Source organism: Paraburkholderia sp. CI3 (assembly GCF_050436505.1).
Lineage (GTDB): Bacteria > Pseudomonadota > Gammaproteobacteria > Burkholderiales > Burkholderiaceae > Paraburkholderia > Paraburkholderia tuberum.
In genome coordinates, this window is record NZ_JBNDMI010000004.1 from 477210 (window position 1) to 494734 (window position 17525).

Sequence of the window (17525 nt, forward strand, 5' to 3'; positions counted from 1 at the left end):
CGGACTGACTCAGGGAAACATGGGACATGGCAATCATTGACTTCTTCGACCGCGGTTGGCGCATCAACCCCAATGGCGTCGCCTACATTCAGGACGAGCGTAGCTATTCGTTCAGTGAGGTTCACACACTGTCGTGCCGCATCGCCAACGGCCTGCTCGCAGCCGGCTTCGAAAAAGAAGCGAAGGCGGCGGTCTGGGCCGACAACGACGTCACGGCATGGACTTGCACGCTGGGGCTGTGGCGTGCCGGGGTGGTGTGGATACCCGTGAACGGACGCACCGCACCGCAGGAGAATCAGTACCTGCTCGACGCGTTCGATTGCGAAGCGCTTTTCTTTCATCAGGCGTTCGCACCGGCGATCGAAGCGCTGCGTCCCAGCCTGCCCAAGGTCAGGCTCTGGGTCTGTATCGATGCCGATCTGCCGTGGGCGCCGTCGCTCGAGAAATGGAGCGCGGCGCAGCCCGCGACCGAACCGCGCGTCGATTACGACATGGACGACATCGTGACGCTTTCGGGTACGGGCGGGACGACCGGATTGCCCAAGGGCGTGATGAACACGCATCGTGCGTTTCAGACTTACTTCGCGCAGTTCATGATGGCGTATCCCTATGGCGTGGAGCGCCCGGTGAATCTCGCTGCAGCGCCCATGACACATACCGCGGGGATGCTGTCGCTGCCTTGCACCGCTCGCGGCGGTACGGTGGTCGTGCTGCCGAAGCCCGATCCGGCGCTTCTTCTCGCGGCGATCGCGAAGCATCGGGTCACGGAGTTCTTCCTGCCGCCGACGGTCATCTATCGACTGCTGGATATCCCGGGCATCGAGAGCCAGGATTTTTCGTCGCTCAAATGCTTCCTCTATGGTGCCGCGCCGATGTCGGTGGAGAAGCTCAAGCGCGCGATCGCGGTGTTCGGTCCGGTCATGGCGGGTGGCTATGGCCAGACGGAAGCCCCCGCGTCCATCTCCTATCTCACGCCTGCCGAGCACTTCGTCGACGGCAAGCTTGCGCCGGATAGCCGGCTCTCGTCGGTCGGCAGGCCCAACCCGCTGATCCGTGTCGAAATCATGAACGATCGCGGTGAAATCGTGCCGCAGGGCGAGACCGGCGAAATCTGCGTACGCGGCGACCTCGTCATGAAGGGCTACTACAAGGCGCCGGAGAAAACCGCGGAAACGATCGTGAACGGCTGGCTGCACACGGGCGACGTCGGCCATCTTGACCCGGAAGGGTACCTGCACATCACGGACCGCAAGAAGGACATGATCATCAGCGGCGGCTTCAACGTCTATCCGAGCGAAGTCGAGCAGGTGATCTGGGCGCATCCGGCGGTGCAGGATTGCGCGGTGATCGGCGTGCCCGACGAAAAGTGGGGCGAAGCCGTGAAGGCGGTAGTGGAGCTCAACGCGGGTCATAGCGTCAGTGCCGAAGAGCTCGTGGCGTTGTGCAAGGAGAAGCTCGGCTCGGTCAAGTCACCGAAGAGCGTGGACTTCATTGCAGCATTGCCGCGCAGCACGGCCGGCAAGGTGCTGAAAAAGGATCTGCGCGAGCAGTACTGGCAGGGAGAAACCCGCCGGATCTAAGTCAGCCACGTAGAGAAAAAACACCATGAGCGACATTTACATTGCCGGCATTGCGATGACCGTGTTCGGCCGGCACTTCGAACGCAGCATCGACGATCTCGCGGGCGAAGCATTACGCGGCGCGTTGAAGGATGCGGATTGTGGCGCCGAGGCGATCGGCGCGGCTTTCTACGCTGGCATCACTGCGGGGCCGTTGCAAGGCCAGCTGTCGATTCCGGGGCAGGTCGTCTTCAGCAAGATCGGCATTGAAGGCATCCCGGTCTACAACGTCGAAAACGCCTGTGCATCGGGCAGCACCGCCGTGCATCTCGCGGTACAGGCATTGAGGTCGGGTGCCTGCGATGTTGCGCTGGCGCTCGGTGCGGAGAAGATGAACGTCGCGGACAAGGCGAAGTCATTCGCCCTGTTCGAGGCGGGTTGGGACGTGACGCGCGTCGATGAGAACTTCGCCAGCCTGTTGAAGCTTGGCGAAGGCGTCGAGCCGCCGCCCGGTTCCGAGTCGGATCGCCCCTATAGCCGCTTCATGTCGGTCTATGCCGCGCTGTGCCGGTATCACATGAAGACCTACGGCACCACGCAGCGCCAGATCGGCGCCGTGTCGTCGAAGAACCATCTGCATTCGGTGCACAACCCGTATTCCCAGTTCCGCCAGGCTTTCACGATCGACGAGGTGCTCGCGGCGCCGCCGATCACATATCCGATCACGCTGCCCATGTGCGCGCCGGTTTCGGACGGCGCGGCGGCGGCGATCCTGTGCACGGGGGAGGGCTTGCGACGCATCGGTGCCGACCGCAGCCGCTGCATCCGGGTCGCGGCGAGCGTGGTTCGTAGCTTCACGCATCGTCGCCTCGACGAGCCGCAGAAGAACATCGGCCGCCTCGCGGCGCTGCAGGCCTACGAGCAGGCGAGTCTCGGTCCCGATGACATCGATGTCGCCGAGGTGCACGACGCGTCGGCGATGGGCGAAATCATCCAGGCCGAAAACCTCCAACTGGTTCCACCCGGTCAGGGCGGTCCGGCTGCCGAGCGCGGCGAGTTCACGCTGGGCGGGCGCATTCCCATCAACACGTCGGGCGGACTCGAATCGAAGGGACATCCATTGGGTGCGACGGGGATCGGTCAGCTTTACGAACTGGTTACCCAACTGCGGGGTGAAGCGGGGGCGCGTCAGGTACCTGAGGCGCGTCATGCGATTCAGGAAAATGGCGGTGGATTTCAAGGCGTCGAAGAGGCGGCGCTTGCCGTCCACATTCTGAGCAAGTCTTGACGGAGCAGGTATGGACGAAATGACGGAAACCCAGGCAGGGCGGCAAGACGACTCGCGCTCCGGAGTGAATCGCCGCACTTTCCTCAAGGGCGCGGCGGCTGCTGCCGTGGTGGTGCCAGCAGTGGCGGCCACGCAATGCTCACGTGTCGATTCTGCTGGACCCGTTGCGGAGGGCAGAATGTCTGCGGACATGGAGAAGTACCGCGCGCTAGGCGGCTGGGTTGAAAGGCCGGACGATATGCAACCCGAACTCGCTGGCGACGTGAGCGCGGATGTGGTTATCGTCGGCGCCGGTTTTGCTGGACTTTCGGCGGCGCTGGAGCTGGTCAGCCACGGAGCGAAAGTGGTCGTGCTCGAGCGTGAGTTCGCCGGATTTGGCGCGAGCGGACGCAACGCGGGCTATCTGGCCGGCGCGCTCGCGCTCGAATACGATCTGTTTCTCAAGGACATCGGCAATGAGAAAGGGAAGTCGATCGTCCGCTACTACGAGGACGCCGTCCCCTTCGTGGAAGGCAAGCTCAAAGAGTACGAGATCGACTGTGACTACAACCAGACGGGGATCATCCGCGCGGGAATCGATCCCGCCCAGGAGGAGAAGGTACGCGAGGACATGCGAACTGGCGCCGAGCTGGGCTTTCAGTCGGAGTTTCTTGATCAGGCTGAGATGCGCGCGCGCGGTATTCCGCCGGCATTTCTGTTTGGCAACTACGTGCCGCGCGGTGGCACGCTCCACCCCGGCAAGTACGTGATGGGTCTCAGGCGCGCGGCTCTGCGAGCCGGGGTTAAGCTCTACGAGAATACGCCGCTGCTGTCTTACACGGAGGGGCCGGTCATCAAGGTGCAAACCCCACGAGGCAGTGCGAGCGCCCCGGTGCTGATGCTGGCCACCAACGCCTATACGCCGCAGCTTGGCCTTCTTGCAGACAAGGTCATACCGTTGCGGGTCTCGGCCATCGAGACCGAGCCGCTTTCCGATGCTCAGCGCAAGACCTTGGGCTGGCCGCGGCGCGAAGGCATCGTGACGGCACACTGGACCATGGAAAGCCACCGTCTGACCGTCAACAACACGCTCGTTGTGACGACGAAGCGGATACATTATCCATACGGCTCCAAAACGCCGAACGTGCCGGACTACGAGTCGTATCGCGAGCTGCGCACGGCGCTGCACGACCGCTTCCCGACACTCCAAGGTATTGCGTTGCGGGCCTGCTGGAGCGGCTATATCAGTTTGGCCAATGACGCGCTGCCGGTTGTAGGGGCGACAGGGGCGCACCGGAACATCTTCTACAGTGCCGGGTGCTCCGGACATGGCGTGGCCGCCCAATCCATGGCGGGAAACATGATTGCCGGGCGGATTCGCGGCATCGACAATCCGCTCCTTTCTGCGCTGGATCACAAGACACCATCAACGCTTCCCGAGCCCTTGCGATGGTGTGTGGTCAACGGGGCGCTGGGCGTGGTGAACGCGCTCGACGACCGCGTAAACCACAAGGCGCGCGCAGCGCAAGCGCAGCGGGCGTAATGTGCATAGCGCCATGGAATGCTTGCGGAGACCATGCCGCTCGCGGCCCGATTCGAGCATTGGGAGAGTCGCTCGATGATTGGCTACTGTGAATAGGGGTCCTATTAGGCGGGGACGAACGCTGCGTCACGCGCCCTCCATGTGGATGGTTGTTCAGCCTGGCGTAAGGTATAGTCATGTTTACCTAGAGAACGGTTCGTGTGACCGCGTTGCTTCGCTTCGGCGAGGCGTCATACTTCACTCAGGACGGAAAGCGATGACAGTGCCAAAAGAACCAAGCACCCGTAAGCGGCGCACGTCGAGTGTGGCAGCCTCCGCGGGAACCGCCCCGGACGGCCTGCGTGCCCAGGGCTTACGTACGCGGAATGCCATTATTCGTGTGGCAAGGAAGCTCTTGCTCGAGAGTGGTCCCATGGACTTCTCGCTGCGTGCCGTCGCCCTCAAAGCGGGAATCAGTGTCAGCAACCTCCAGTATTACTTCCCGACGCGGCCTGCCGTCCTGCGGGCGGTCATGGCGCCCATCATCGACACGTATCTCGATACGCTGAAACAGGCGCTCCAGAGCAACGTTTCGCCGCGTGCGACGATCGACGCCATTTTCGATCAGTCTGTGAAAGACGCGAAGGACTCGAAGAACATCGCGCTGTGGTGGCATTTCTTTTCGTTTGCGTCTACCGACCCGGAGTGCGGACAGTTGCGCGACGAATGGTACGACACCTTGACGACCGAACTTGCCACGCTCATTCGCGCGGCGAATCCGGAGCGTGGGGCGGCCGAGAGTGCACACATTGCCGTGCTGCTCATTTCGATGGCGGACGGCATGACAATGCATCTGGGCACTCCACGCGCCAAGCGCGCGTACATGCGAGGTTTCGAAGCGAAGTTTCTTCAGATCGCGCATGAGCTGGTATGGGGAAAGACGGTGGACGCAGAGGCCGCGTAGGGCAGCTCACGCCAGGAGAGGCACTGGCAGCCGCAGCGCCATGCCAGTGAAGAAAGAGGACAGGGGAATACCCTGTCTTTTTTTTTCACTCCATGTTTTGTATTGTTACCTATGTTTGGTATGTTGATCTATAAATGTGGTGGCCGGGTTGCAGGGCGGTCCGGTCGACATGCGTCCAGGAGAGGAGGAGTACCGAAATGATTCGACTGCACAAGTCCGTAGGGTTGCCGCTGGCAGGATTGACCGGTTTCGAAACACCGATGAGCGAGGAGGAACGTGCGATCCAGGACACGGTCCACCGTTTCGCACGCGACGTACTGAAGCCCGTCGGCCGCGAACTCGACCGCATGACGCCGGAAGAAGTGATCGCGCCCGGTTCGCCGTACTGGGCGGCCATGATGGAAAGCGCGAAACTCGGCCTCGATCCGCAGCTTCTCGCGCAGCTTCCTGCGGACATGGCGGTGCGGATCGAATCGTTGATCGGCGAAGAACTCGGCTGGGGTGATGCCGGGTTTGCCATCTCGATCGGTGTGGCGCCCGCGCCGTTGATGATGGCGCAGTCAGTCGGCAATCAGGAGCTGATTGATATGTGCACGGGCAAGATTGGTTGCTGGATGAACACGCAGCCCGACCGTGGCACCGATGCCGCGATTCTCTACCGCGACGAGATCGGCGCGGGCGGCAAGCAACCGGTGGGTAACCTCACGGCGAAGGTGGGCGCGGACGAAATCGTCATCAACGGGCAGAGTTCGGCGTGGATCTCGAACGGCTCGGTCGCACAGGTGGCGCTCGCGTACATGGCGGCGGACTATGGCGATGGCTTCTATGGCACCGGCGAACATGGCTCATTCACCAATGGCGTGGGCATGATCATTCCGCTCGATCTGCCGGGTATCTCGCGCGGCAAACCGCTCGACAAGATTGGCCAGCGCTCGCTGCCGCAAGGCGAGATCTACTTCGACAACGTGAAGGTGCCCAAGCGTTTCGCCATTGCGTTGCAGGACGATTATCTCGGCAATCTGGCCTCGACCTGGTCGTTCGCAGGCACACACATGTGTCAGGTGTTCGTGGGGGTGGCGCGCGCCGCGTTCGACCTCGCGCTGGCGTATTGCCACGAGCGCAAGCAGGGTGGCGCGTTGTTGATCGACCACCAGATGACGCAACTGCGGGTTGGCGAGATGCTGCGCCGGCTGGAGATGGCGCGTGCGATCGCGCGGCGCAGCCTCGCTTTCTCGCGTCTGTCTCCGAAGAGCCATCCCTATGCGACGGCCCAGGCAAAGGTAAGCGTGACCGAAGAGGCGATGAAGATCACGCACGAGGCGTTCCAGCTGTTCGGCGGCAACGGCACTACCCGTGAATTTGCGATCGAGAAACTGTTCCGCGACGTGCGATCCGCACTGATCGAAGATGGCGAGAACTACCACCTCACGTTGCGTCTGGGCGTGCTGGCAGGAAAGCTCTATCAGAACGGGTGGACGAAGGAGTAACCACGCCTTCGGCGCCGAAGAATCGGTTCGGCGTTGGAGCTCGATGGCACTCGGATCGGGTTATCAGTTAGCAGCTAGTGTGAGGGCAGTGCCGTCAATCTAGGTTCGCTGAAGCGACAGATCTCGCGGTTCCCCGTTGAGGCGCACAAGTGATTCTCAAAGGAGTGCGAATGAGCTGCGCGGCAAGGTGTATCGACAAGATATGGAGACTTGCCTTTGACCGGGCAGTCGCGGTGACCCGCGCGGAGCGGGAGCGCCCTCATCACGTAGACAGAGTCAATATGGCAAAAAAATCTTCCGCGGACAACGCTGCAAACCCGCAGCGCAGGCAATGGCTCAAATATGCCGGTGCCTCGGCTGCCGCGGGCACGCTCGCGATGGGTGCGCAACAGACGTATGCCGCAATTACCAGGACCGCTCCAGGCGCGGACGGCGTTCTCGACGTCGCCATCATCGGCGCGGGGCTGGCCGGACTGACCGCCGCGCGCGACCTGCGTCAGGCAGGCTGCGAGTCCTTTCTCGTGCTGGAAGCCCGGGACCGCGTGGGGGGGCGAACGCTCAACTACAACATCCCCGGCGGATACGTTTCGGAAGTCGGCGGCCAATGGATCGGGCCCGGCCAGACCGCCGTCGCGGATCTCGCACGCGAACTGGGCGTCGGGACCTTCCCGACCTACTACGACGGGAATACGGTCATTCTGGGCGGAGACGGTCGCGTGGCAGTCGATCTGAAGGGCACGTTCGGCACCGACGAGTCGGTCGGGGCAAAGCTCAGCAGGCTCTCGCGCGACGTGCCTTGTGGCGAACCATGGACGTCCCCGAAGGCCAGCGAACTGGACAAGCTCTCGGTCGGTGATTGGCTGGAAAAGCAGAATATCAAGCCTGAAGACCAGGTTGCATGGAATGGCAGCATCACGCTTTCGGGCGGCGCAGCGCCGGCGAAGATGGGGCTGCTGCATTTCCTTTCGATGGTCAATTCGGCGGATTGCGATTACTCGCAGCTCGATTCCATCAAGCACAGCGCCCAGGAGACCCGCTTCATCGGCGGCTCGCAAATCCTCAGCATCAAGATGGCCCAGCAACTTGGCGACAAGGTGCGCATGTCCTCACCGGTCCGCCAGATTTCCGGTTGGGACGGCGACATCGTCACCGTGCATACCGACCACGGCGAAGTGCGGGCACGGACCGTCATCATGGCCATCCATCCGGCTTTGTGTCATCGGGTGCAGTTCGATCCGCCCCTGCCCGAGAAGCGCGCGGCCCTGCAGCGAGCCTGGCCCGCGCATTCCCCTGCACGGAAGACGGCCATGGTCTATCGCCGCCCGTTCTGGCGTGACAAGGGCATGAACGGCAGCATTTTCCAGTTCAATGGCCCGATCCTCTGGGCCTTTGACAACTCCCCGCCGGCCGCAGAGATCGGGGTCATCAACGCATTCGTCGAGAATGCGATGGTCCCGTCGGATCGGGACGCGGCAATGGCCATGCATAAGCAGTTCTACGCGCAGGCATGGGGCGACGAAGCGCTGTCTCCCATCGCCTATCACGATCAGGACTGGGGCCGGGCCGATCCGTGGACCATTACCTGCGTTTCCGCGATTCCGCCGGGATTCTGGAGCGCCCACGGCGAAGCGCTGCGCCCGTCGTGCGGCAAGCTGATCTGGTCGGGGACGGAGACTGCGAATATCTGGGCCGGCTACATGGATGGTGCCGTGCGTTCTGGCCATCATGGCGCGCTTCAGGCGCTGAATGCCCTGCGTCCGGCGTAGGAAGGCGACGATGAAAAAAATTCTATTGATTGGCATTCCTTTGGTTGTCGTCCTGTTGCTCGCAATTTTCGGTTCGGATCTGCTGGGTCTTTATCGCTTTCAGAGCTATATCACGACGTCGACCACGGCTTACCTGGCCGACGGCGGCGCCTGGCCGCATATGACCGATGTCTGCATGGGCTGCCATGGGGTCAAAGGCAATTCGCTCGATCAGGGGTATCCGAGCCTGGCGGGGCAGCCAGCGCCTTACCTGGAAGCCCAGCTCCACAGTTTCGCGACTGAGGCGCGGCGCAATCCGAACATGGGGCCTCTCGCGATGACGATGAGCGATCCGCAGATCAAATCGCTTGCTGAATATTTCTCCACTGTCACTCCTGCCGCGAATCGCTGCTTCAAGCCGGATGCGCAACTGCGCGAGCAGGGGCAGCGCCTGGTGGCCACGGGCAACTGTGTCGCATGTCACGGTGCCCAATTGACGGGCCACGACCAGTTTCCGCGTCTGGCTGGTCAGGGATATGACTATCTGCTCGCGCAGTTCGACGAGTTCGCTTCCGGAATCCGCAGCGAACCCACTGGCGTCATGAAGAACCTTGCAACGGGCTTTTCGGCCGAAGACCGCAAGGCCATTGCCACCTATCTGGCAAGCCTGGAGCCGAAGAAAAATTGACCAATCAGATGCAACCGGAGTTAGGAGTTTAGTCATGGACCTCAGAACCTTAGTTCTTATGCTATCCAGTGCTGTGCTGGCATTGAGTTCATTTTTTTTCGGCTGGAAGATCGTCAGGAAACGAAACTATCTTCTCGGGCTGGAGATGTGGATCGTCGGTACCTCGGCCACGAACGCCATCGGATTTTTTGCTACTGGCAATGCAGTTTCCTATGAGATAGCACACTTCTTTGACGCGTTTTCTCGTGGGTTCGGCATGCCCATTATTGCCGTCGCGGGCTTGATGGCGATTACGCACGGCTACAGGCCATCAATTCGCCAGGACGTCGTGGTATTCGTCGCTTGCTTTGCGCTCACATTCGTCCTCGTCGGGGCGGATTTCATCTCCGGAGTTTTGCCCTACTTCTATCTGGCGATGTGGATCTGGCTGTCGATCTATCTCGCTTATTTCGTCAAGCGATTACTGGACATCGGCGCGATGCTCGAGGCGTTGGGAGTGGCAGTGGCGCTGGTGACATCGCTCGCGATTGCCGGCATTTACGACTTCTACAAGATCCCTGGAGAGGAAACCAACGTCGTGCTCAATTTCTTCACGCTTGCGTTGTGCACGTGGGCCTACTTCATGCCAGCCATCTATTACGGCTATTGCGCCTTGGAGCGGGTCCAAAGCAGGAGTGTGGCGTCAAATAACCCCATTCCTTATGGCAATTGAGCAAAAGCCCCCGCGGTTGCCGCGGTCCGATGCGACCGGAAGTCAAACGCGGGCAACGCTGAACGTTTCTCCTGGAGATTTGTGATGAATCAGACCTCGCGCGGGTTAATGCGCTTCACGGCCTGGAGCGCCATCATCGGCGCTCTGCTGGCGTACGCGAATGTTGGATTGTCCGTGGCGGTGACGGGCTCGGATGCGGATATCGTCCTGCACGGTGCATCGATGCTGGCATTGCCACCGGAGACCCGCGACCTGTTTCGCTGGAGCATGGCTGCCGACGTGTTCGGCTTCTACCTGCCTTTCCTCGCCATCGGTGGCTACTTTGTGCACGCATTTCGCGAGGAACTGGGCGCACTCGGCAACATGGTGGCGATGGCCGTCGTGCTGTACGTCATGGTGGGCGTGAGCGGCGCGGTCCTCCAGTTCGCAATCCTTCACCCGCTGGCGCACCTATATGCGGGCGGCGACGATGCCACGAGAAACGCCGCGGCGGCGGTATGGACGGCAATAGCCAATGGGACGCAAAACGGCCTTTGGTGGATCGAGGGTCCCCTCGTGCTCTTCTGGACGCCGATTGCCGCCAACGTGCTCAAGAGGGCAGGGTGGAAGGGATCGATCCTGCTGAAGATCGTCGGCGGGGCTTTCGGGATCTTCTTCCTGTTCGGCTTTTTCCCGGATCTCGACGCGCTTTCGAATGCGAGCGAGATGGTCGTCGTGCTGGTTCTGCCGTTGTGGATGTTGTTGTTCGGCTGGCAGTTGCTGCGCCGCGCACGAACGTTGCCGGCAAGCTTGCAGGGCGCTGGCGTGCCCACTTGAATCTACTCTCACATACATTTCAACACGGAATTGAATATGACTACCCTGATCGTGAGCTACCCGAGCACAGAAGGCGGGACGTTTGACCGCGAGTATTACCTTTCGACCCATGCTCCGCTTGTCCACTCGGCGTGGAGTGAGTTCGGTCTGCAATCGGCCGAGGTCCTGTTTCCATCATCAGAGCCGCAACCGTTCGCATGCGTAGCGATACTGCTTTTCAGGGATCAGGCCGGGATCGATAACGCCCTTTCCTCCGCGAAGGCCGCCGAGGTCATCGGCGACGTAAAGAACTTCACCAATACCACACCGACGATTTTCTGCGCGGACGACTGACCGATCGCGCGGCCTGACTGACTTCGCCCTTGCCGCCATCCCTGCATCGCATCACTGCGCTTTCGATTGCCGGAAAGTGAAAGGGGGCTCGACTCGCTCGACCCTTCTTGCGATGGCCCATACCAATGTGAACAATCAACTTGCCCTATGACATTACTGATTGGCATTCCTCTGGAAGTGGCCACCGGGGAGCGGCGTGTAGCAACCGTGCCCGAGGTGGTCGAGAAACTGATCAAGCTGGGGTTCGCAGTTGCCGTGCAAAGCGGCGCCGGCGCAGGTGCGAACTTTGGCGATGATGATTACCGTGCCGCGGGTGCCGAAGTCGTGGCAACGGCCGCCGAACTCTGGGCCCGCAGCGACATCGTGTTCAAGGTTCGCCTCCCGAGTAGCGAAGAAGTGGCCCTGATGCGCGAGGGTGGCACGCTGATCGGATTCGTGTGGCCGGCCCAGAACCCCGAACTGATGCAACAGCTGGCAGCGAAACGGGCCACCGTGCTGGCGATCGACTCGCTGCCGCGCACGCTCTCACGCGCGCAGAAGATGGACGCGCTCACCTCGATGGCGGGCATCAGCGGCTACCGGGCCGTCATCGAGGCAGCCCATGCGTTCGGCCGCTTCCTGAACGGTCAGGTCACCGCCGCCGGCAAGGTTCCGCCTGCCAAGGTCTTCATCGCCGGCGCCGGCGTCGCAGGCCTGGCTGCCATCGGCACCGCGGCGAGTCTCGGCGCGATCGTGCGCGCCAACGACACGCGCGCCGAGGTGGCCGACCAGGTCAAGTCCCTCGGTGGCGAATTCGTCAAGGTGGACTACGACGAGGAAGGCTCGGGCGGCGGCGGCTACGCCAGGGTCATGAGCGAGGGCTTCCAGCAGGCGCAGCGCGCGATGTACGCGCAGCAGGCCAAAGACGCGGACATCATCATCACGACCGCGCTGATTCCCGGCAAGCCTGCTCCGAAGCTCATCACGGCCGAAATGGTGCAGTCGATGAAGCCGGGCAGCGTGATCGTGGACATGGCAGCGGAGCAGGGCGGCAACTGCGAGCTGACCGTGCCCGGCGAGGCGGTGGTGTGCCACGGCGTGACGATCGTCGGCTACACGGATCTCGCCTCGCGCCTCGCCCGGCAGTCGTCCACGCTGTATGCGTCCAACCTGCTGCGCGTGGTCGAAGAACTGTGCAAGACCAAGGACGGCAAGATCAATGTCGACTTCGACGACGACGCCATCCGCGGCCTCACGGTCATCAAGGAAGGCAACATCACCTGGCCGCCGCCGCCGATCAAGCAGGCGGCAGCCGCACCGAAGCCTCAGACGCCGCCGCCTGCGGTGGCCACGCCGAAAGGCCATGGCCACGGCGCTGGCGAGCCGATGTCTGCAAAGACGCTTGCCATCGTCTTTGCTCTCGGCGCACTGGCTTTCCTGCTGGTTGGCCAGTTTGCGCCCGCCGCGTTCCTGTCGCACTTCACGGTGTTCGTGCTGGCCTGCTTCGTCGGCTACATGGTGATCTGGAACGTCACGCCGTCGCTGCACACGCCGCTGATGAGCGTGACCAACGCGATCTCGTCGATCATCGCGATCGGTGCGCTGGTGCAGGTCGCGCCGCCGCTGGATGGGGCCACGGTAGGCAACCGGCCATCGGGGCTGATCCTTGGCCTCGCCGTGGGCACGCTGGCCCTCACGGCCGTCAACATGTTCGGCGGCTTCGCGGTGACGCGACGCATGCTGGCGATGTTCCGCAAATAAGGGAACGACAACAATGACTTCCAATCTGACTACCGTTTCCTACATCGGCGCGGCCATCCTCTTCATCCTCAGCCTCGGCGGGCTGGCCAATCCCGAGACCGCGCGCCGCGGCAACCTGCTCGGCATGATCGGCATGGTCATCGCCGTGCTGGCCACCGTACTCGGTCCACGCGTATCGGCAGCGGGCATTCCGTACGTCGTCGCTGCGCTGGTCGTCGGCGGCGCGATCGGCCTCATCGCCGCGAAGAAAGTACAGATGACGCAGATGCCCGAACTGGTCGCGCTGATGCACAGCCTGGTCGGCCTCGCGGCTTGCCTCGTCGGCTTTGCCAGCTACATCGACAGCTCCGTGCAGTTGACCGGCGCCGAGAAGGCCATCCACGAAGTGGAGATCTACGTCGGCATCCTGATCGGCGCGGTGACCTTCGCGGGCTCGGTCATCGCGTTCGGCAAACTGTCGGGCAAGATCGGCGGCAAACCGCTGCTGCTGCCGGCGCGCCACTGGCTCAATCTGGCCGCGCTGCTGGTGGTGATCGTGTTCGGCCGCGCGTTCCTGCAGGCGGAGACGATTCAGGACGGCATGATGCCGCTCGTCGTGATGACCGTGATCGCGCTGCTGTTCGGCGTGCACATGGTGATGGCGATCGGCGGTGCCGACATGCCCGTGGTGGTGTCGATGCTCAACAGCTACTCGGGCTGGGCGGCGGCGGCTACCGGCTTCATGCTCAGCAACGACCTGCTGATCGTGATCGGCGCGCTGGTGGGCTCGTCGGGCGCGATTCTGTCCTACATCATGTGTCGTGCGATGAACCGCAACTTCATCAGCGTGATCGCTGGCGGCTTCGGCAGCGGCGCGTCCGCGCCGGCGGTGGCGGGCGGCGGCGCGCAGCCGGCCGGCGAGGTGGTGGCGGTGAGCTCCGCCGAAACCGCCGAGCTGCTGCGCGACGCGAAGAGCGTGATCATCGTGCCCGGCTATGGCATGGCGGTGGCGCAGGCCCAGCACACGGTGTTCGAACTCACCAGCCTGCTGCGCGAAAAGGGCGTCGACGTGCGCTTCGCGATCCACCCGGTCGCTGGCCGGATGCCGGGCCACATGAACGTGCTACTGGCCGAAGCGAGGGTGCCCTACAACATCGTGATGGAGATGGACGAGATCAACGCCGACTTCCCCGAGGCGGACGTCTCGATGGTCATTGGCGCGAACGACATCGTGAACCCCGCGGCGCAGGAGGATCCGGCGAGCCCAATCGCCGGCATGCCGGTGCTGGAGGTGTGGAAGGCCAAAACCTCGATCGTGATGAAACGCAGCATGGCCTCGGGCTATGCCGGCGTGGACAACCCGCTCTTCTACAAAGACAACAATCGCATGCTGTTCGGCGATGCGAAGACGATGTTGAGTGAGATCTTCGGGGTGTTGAAGGCCTGAACGCGGCGATGTGCGCTTCCCATGCGCAAATCCACGCACCTTTGTCTATCCATAATTTACTGATATCCCTGTGTCTTATTGGCATGCCATTTCAAATAAAGGAGTATTTGCATGAGTAATTCGCGCCGTACTTTTATGACCATTACCGCAGGTATTGCTTCTGGACTAGCGCTGTCTCGCATTGCTTTTGCCGATGAGGCCAAGGTGTCGGAAGCCGACTCGACGTCGCTCGCGCTCGGTTACAGGATCGACGCGGCGAACGTCGACAAGACGAAGTATGCAAAGTACGCAGCGGGTCAGGTCTGTCGAAACTGCGCCTTCTATCAGGGTAAATCGAATGATGCGTTCGCTCCGTGCCCGATTTTCGGCGGCAAGCAGGTGGCGGGCAAGGGCTGGTGTAGTGCCTATAACAAAAAGGTCTGATCGCACACAGGCTGCTCGAACACGAAAGAAGTGTGCATGCCGCGCATCGTTTCGCGCCCCCAGCACACAACCGATCGGCGCGAGCGATTCGGGTTCACACTACATAGTGGACTCCGTCGGCGGATTCACCAGATAGCCAGGATATCTGTTGGCAAGGTGGTAACGCATTAAAGCATGCTCAATTAAAGGGCTTGTCTAAATGAGCGCATTCACAGGTACGATCCGGTTCAAAATCATGCTCGCGCTAGGCGTTTGCGTCGCGCTGATGGCGTCCATCGGTCTGATGGGGCTTCGCGGTCTCGCGAGGCTCAGCGCGGATATGGGCAGCATGTATTCGGTGAGCACGGTCCCGATCGAAGATCTTGCCTCGGTACAGGCAGCCGCACTGAAAATCCGCCTTCAGATGCGTTACATCCAGGCGCTGCATGACGAGGACAAGGCTACAGAGCTCGTAGCAAGCATCGGCGAAGAGCAGCAAAAGCTCGATCGAGCCTGGCATGACTATTACCCGGCGAAAATTGCCACGGCCGATGAGCGTCGAGTGGCCGATCGCGTGGCGAAGGAACTCGCGGTCTTCCGGACTCAGTCGGACGACATCGTTTCGGTGCTGCGCGCCGGAAATCTGGAGATGGCGGCATTCACGATCGACGAACTCACAGAGACTGGCGATGCGGTGTCCGACGCGATCGGCCGCGACGTTGCGTTGAGCGCGATGCAGGCGCAGCAGTTGGCTGAACGGGGCAATGCCACGTTCAACGCGTTGCGATGGAAGGTGCTTGGCGCAATCGGTCTGGGTATTGCAGCAGCATCCGCCGCGTCCGCGTGGCTGGTGTGGGCGATTACGAGTCCGTTGAAGGCCGCACTTGGAGTAGCCCGGCGAATTGCCGAGGGTCGGCTGGGGGACGCCGAGGGGATACGCTTGCGCGGTGAGTTTGGGCAGTTGCTTCGGGCGCTCCGGGCGATGGACAGACATCTCGCAAGAACCGTTCAGACGATCAAGGCTTCAAGCGACGCGATTCTGAATGCATCCAGCCAGATAGCCGACGGCAGTACCGACCTCTCAGCAGGCGCGAGGCGGCAAGCCGCGTCACTTGAGGAAACGGCGGCAAGCATGGATGAACTCATCCTCTCGGTTCGCCGCAATTCGGATCATGTGCGCCTGGCAGCGGAGTTTGCCAACGCGACGTCGCTCGCGGCCGATACCAGCATGGCCGCGGTCGAGCAGATGAGAGGCACGATGGACAACATCTCCGCCAGCTCGGCGAAGATCGTGGAAATTACCGCGCTCATCGAAGAAATCGCTCTGCAGACTAACATTCTTGCGCTGAATGCGGCTGTCGAGGCTGCACGCGCAGGCGAGCATGGGCGGGGGTTTGCGGTGGTCGCCGGAGAAGTTCGTAGCCTCGCGCAGCGCGCAGCCATCGCAGCGAAGGAGATCAAGGCTCTGGTCCGGACCTCCGCCGAGGCGATTTCCGGGGGGGCCGTGCACGCTGACCGCGTCGTGCAAGCCATGGTGGACGTTCGGGGAGCGATCCAGCGCGTGGTCGAGATCAACGACAATATTTTCGACGCTTCAGAAGAACAGCGCGGGGGAATCGGGCAAGTCAACGAGGCCGTGGGCCGTATGGACCAGGTCATTCGCAAGAACGCGGCGGTAGTTCAACAAGCGGCAGAAGCGGCGGCGTCGCTAAAAGAGCAGGTGCGCGCCCAGCGGCGCGCCATTGCCGTATTCGACATGCAATCGCTATCGGACGCGTCATCTGCCTGATTCGCCTCCGCCAGGACGTCTTCTGCAGGTCTGGCGAATCAGCTGGCTCGCGCCCTCGATTGACGGCATTGCGATGGCCCGGTTAGGCTCGCGACATGCGCCCATCCAAAGTCGATCTGAATCTCTTTGTCGTGTTCGAAGCCGTCTATCGAACGCGCAACCTCACACGCGCGGCGGAGTTGCTGTTCATCACGCAGCCCGCGGTGAGCAATGCGCTCGCACGCATGCGCAAGGCATTCGACGATCCGCTGTTCGTGAGCACACCGGCCGGCATGATGCCCACGCCGGTTTCCGAGAACATCATTGGCCGCGTGCGTGAGGCGCTGCAGCTACTCGATTCGAGCACGCATGCTGGCGAGCGTTTCGATCCGGCCACGTCGCAGCGGACCTTCCGGCTCAGCATGAACGATCTGACTGAGGCGATGCTGCTGCCTGCGCTGGAGGAGGTGCTGCAGCACCTCGCGCCGGGCATCCGCATCGAGAGCTACTTCACGACGCGACGCGACGTGTCCGAAGCGCTCGCGAGCGGCGCGGTCCATCTTGCGATCGATGCGCCTCTCATCGACGATCCGTACCTGGAACAGGAGCCGATGGGCCGTGACCGTTACGCCTGCATGCTGCGTCAGGATCATCCGTTCGCGAAGAAGAAGCTCACGATCGACGACTACTTGCGCTTTGGACATATCCACGTGTCCAGTCGCAGGCAGGGGCCAGGCCTCGTCGATACGGAACTCAACAAGCTGGGGCTCAGGCGCACCATCCAGACGCGGGTCCAGCACTATCTCGTTGCGCCCTTGATCGCGATGCGCACCGATCTCGTCCTGACTGCGCCACTCACGCTGCTTAAGCGCTATGACGCGCGCATCCTCGCGCTCCCCTTCGACCTCCCCGTTCTCGACACGCATGGCTACTGGCACCGCAGCGTCGCGGCGGACCCGGCGCATCGCTGGCTGCGCGAGCAGATCGGCCGTCTCATGCGCAAGCAGAGGCAGTAGACGGGGTGTCACGAAACGTTATGGCGAACCATCACCAGAATAAATTTCCTGAATGTCATGGGCCCCGATATCGTTTCAGT

The 17525-nt window shown here is 61.9% G+C and carries 15 protein-coding genes; all 15 read left to right on the forward strand.

The genetic code is table 11. The features are described 5' to 3' along the window. Positions 1–26: 26 nt before the first annotated feature. The 15 genes from OKW29_RS23645 (at position 27) to OKW29_RS23715 (ending at position 17445) form a co-directional block, all read left to right on the forward strand. Complete coding sequence (locus tag OKW29_RS23645; RefSeq protein WP_429292817.1) at positions 27–1580, forward strand: class I adenylate-forming enzyme family protein; 1554 nt, start codon at positions 27–29, stop codon at positions 1578–1580. A gap of 25 nt (positions 1581–1605) precedes the next feature. After that, the gene (locus tag OKW29_RS23650; RefSeq protein ID WP_429292818.1) at positions 1606–2847 is read left to right on the forward strand and encodes a thiolase family protein; all 1242 of its coding nucleotides are present in this window, start codon (positions 1606–1608) and stop codon (positions 2845–2847) included. Between the two features lie 178 nt (positions 2848–3025). Continuing rightward, on the forward strand, positions 3026–4369 hold the full coding sequence (locus OKW29_RS23655; protein WP_429294922.1) for an NAD(P)/FAD-dependent oxidoreductase: 1344 nt from the start codon (positions 3026–3028) through the stop codon (positions 4367–4369). A gap of 256 nt (positions 4370–4625) precedes the next feature. Further along, complete coding sequence (locus OKW29_RS23660; protein WP_429292819.1) at positions 4626–5312, forward strand: TetR/AcrR family transcriptional regulator; 687 nt, start codon at positions 4626–4628, stop codon at positions 5310–5312. 197 nt (positions 5313–5509) lie between these two features. Next, complete coding sequence (locus OKW29_RS23665) at positions 5510–6799, forward strand: acyl-CoA dehydrogenase family protein (RefSeq protein ID WP_429292820.1); 1290 nt, start codon at positions 5510–5512, stop codon at positions 6797–6799. A gap of 281 nt (positions 6800–7080) precedes the next feature. Further along, on the forward strand, positions 7081–8565 hold the full coding sequence (locus OKW29_RS23670; protein ID WP_429292821.1) for a flavin monoamine oxidase family protein: 1485 nt from the start codon (positions 7081–7083) through the stop codon (positions 8563–8565). A 10-nt stretch (positions 8566–8575) separates the two neighbouring features. Beyond that, a complete protein-coding gene (locus OKW29_RS23675) occupies positions 8576–9232 on the forward strand; it encodes a c-type cytochrome (RefSeq protein WP_429292822.1) in 657 nt (218 codons plus the stop codon). 34 nt (positions 9233–9266) lie between these two features. Next, the gene (locus tag OKW29_RS23680) at positions 9267–9944 is read left to right on the forward strand and encodes a hypothetical protein (protein ID WP_429292823.1); all 678 of its coding nucleotides are present in this window, start codon (positions 9267–9269) and stop codon (positions 9942–9944) included. Between the two features lie 84 nt (positions 9945–10028). Further along, positions 10029–10760, forward strand: coding sequence for a hypothetical protein (locus tag OKW29_RS23685; RefSeq protein WP_429292824.1), 732 nt, complete (start codon positions 10029–10031; stop codon positions 10758–10760). A gap of 36 nt (positions 10761–10796) precedes the next feature. Further along, the gene (locus tag OKW29_RS23690) at positions 10797–11093 is read left to right on the forward strand and encodes an EthD family reductase (RefSeq protein ID WP_429292825.1); all 297 of its coding nucleotides are present in this window, start codon (positions 10797–10799) and stop codon (positions 11091–11093) included. A gap of 147 nt (positions 11094–11240) precedes the next feature. Further along, entirely contained in the window at positions 11241–12833 is a 1593-nt protein-coding gene (locus tag OKW29_RS23695) for a Re/Si-specific NAD(P)(+) transhydrogenase subunit alpha (RefSeq protein ID WP_429294923.1), read from the forward strand. Between the two features lie 13 nt (positions 12834–12846). After that, positions 12847–14259, forward strand: a complete 1413-nt coding sequence (gene pntB / locus OKW29_RS23700) for a Re/Si-specific NAD(P)(+) transhydrogenase subunit beta (protein WP_429292826.1) — start codon at positions 12847–12849, stop codon at positions 14257–14259. Between the two features lie 111 nt (positions 14260–14370). Beyond that, complete coding sequence (locus tag OKW29_RS23705) at positions 14371–14682, forward strand: high-potential iron-sulfur protein (protein WP_429292827.1); 312 nt, start codon at positions 14371–14373, stop codon at positions 14680–14682. 199 nt (positions 14683–14881) lie between these two features. Next, positions 14882–16450 (forward strand): methyl-accepting chemotaxis protein, encoded by a 1569-nt coding sequence (locus OKW29_RS23710; protein ID WP_429292828.1) that lies wholly within the window; start codon positions 14882–14884, stop codon positions 16448–16450. 95 nt (positions 16451–16545) lie between these two features. Next, a complete protein-coding gene (locus OKW29_RS23715; RefSeq protein WP_429292829.1) occupies positions 16546–17445 on the forward strand; it encodes a LysR family transcriptional regulator in 900 nt (299 codons plus the stop codon). The last annotated feature ends 80 nt before the right edge of the window (positions 17446–17525 follow it).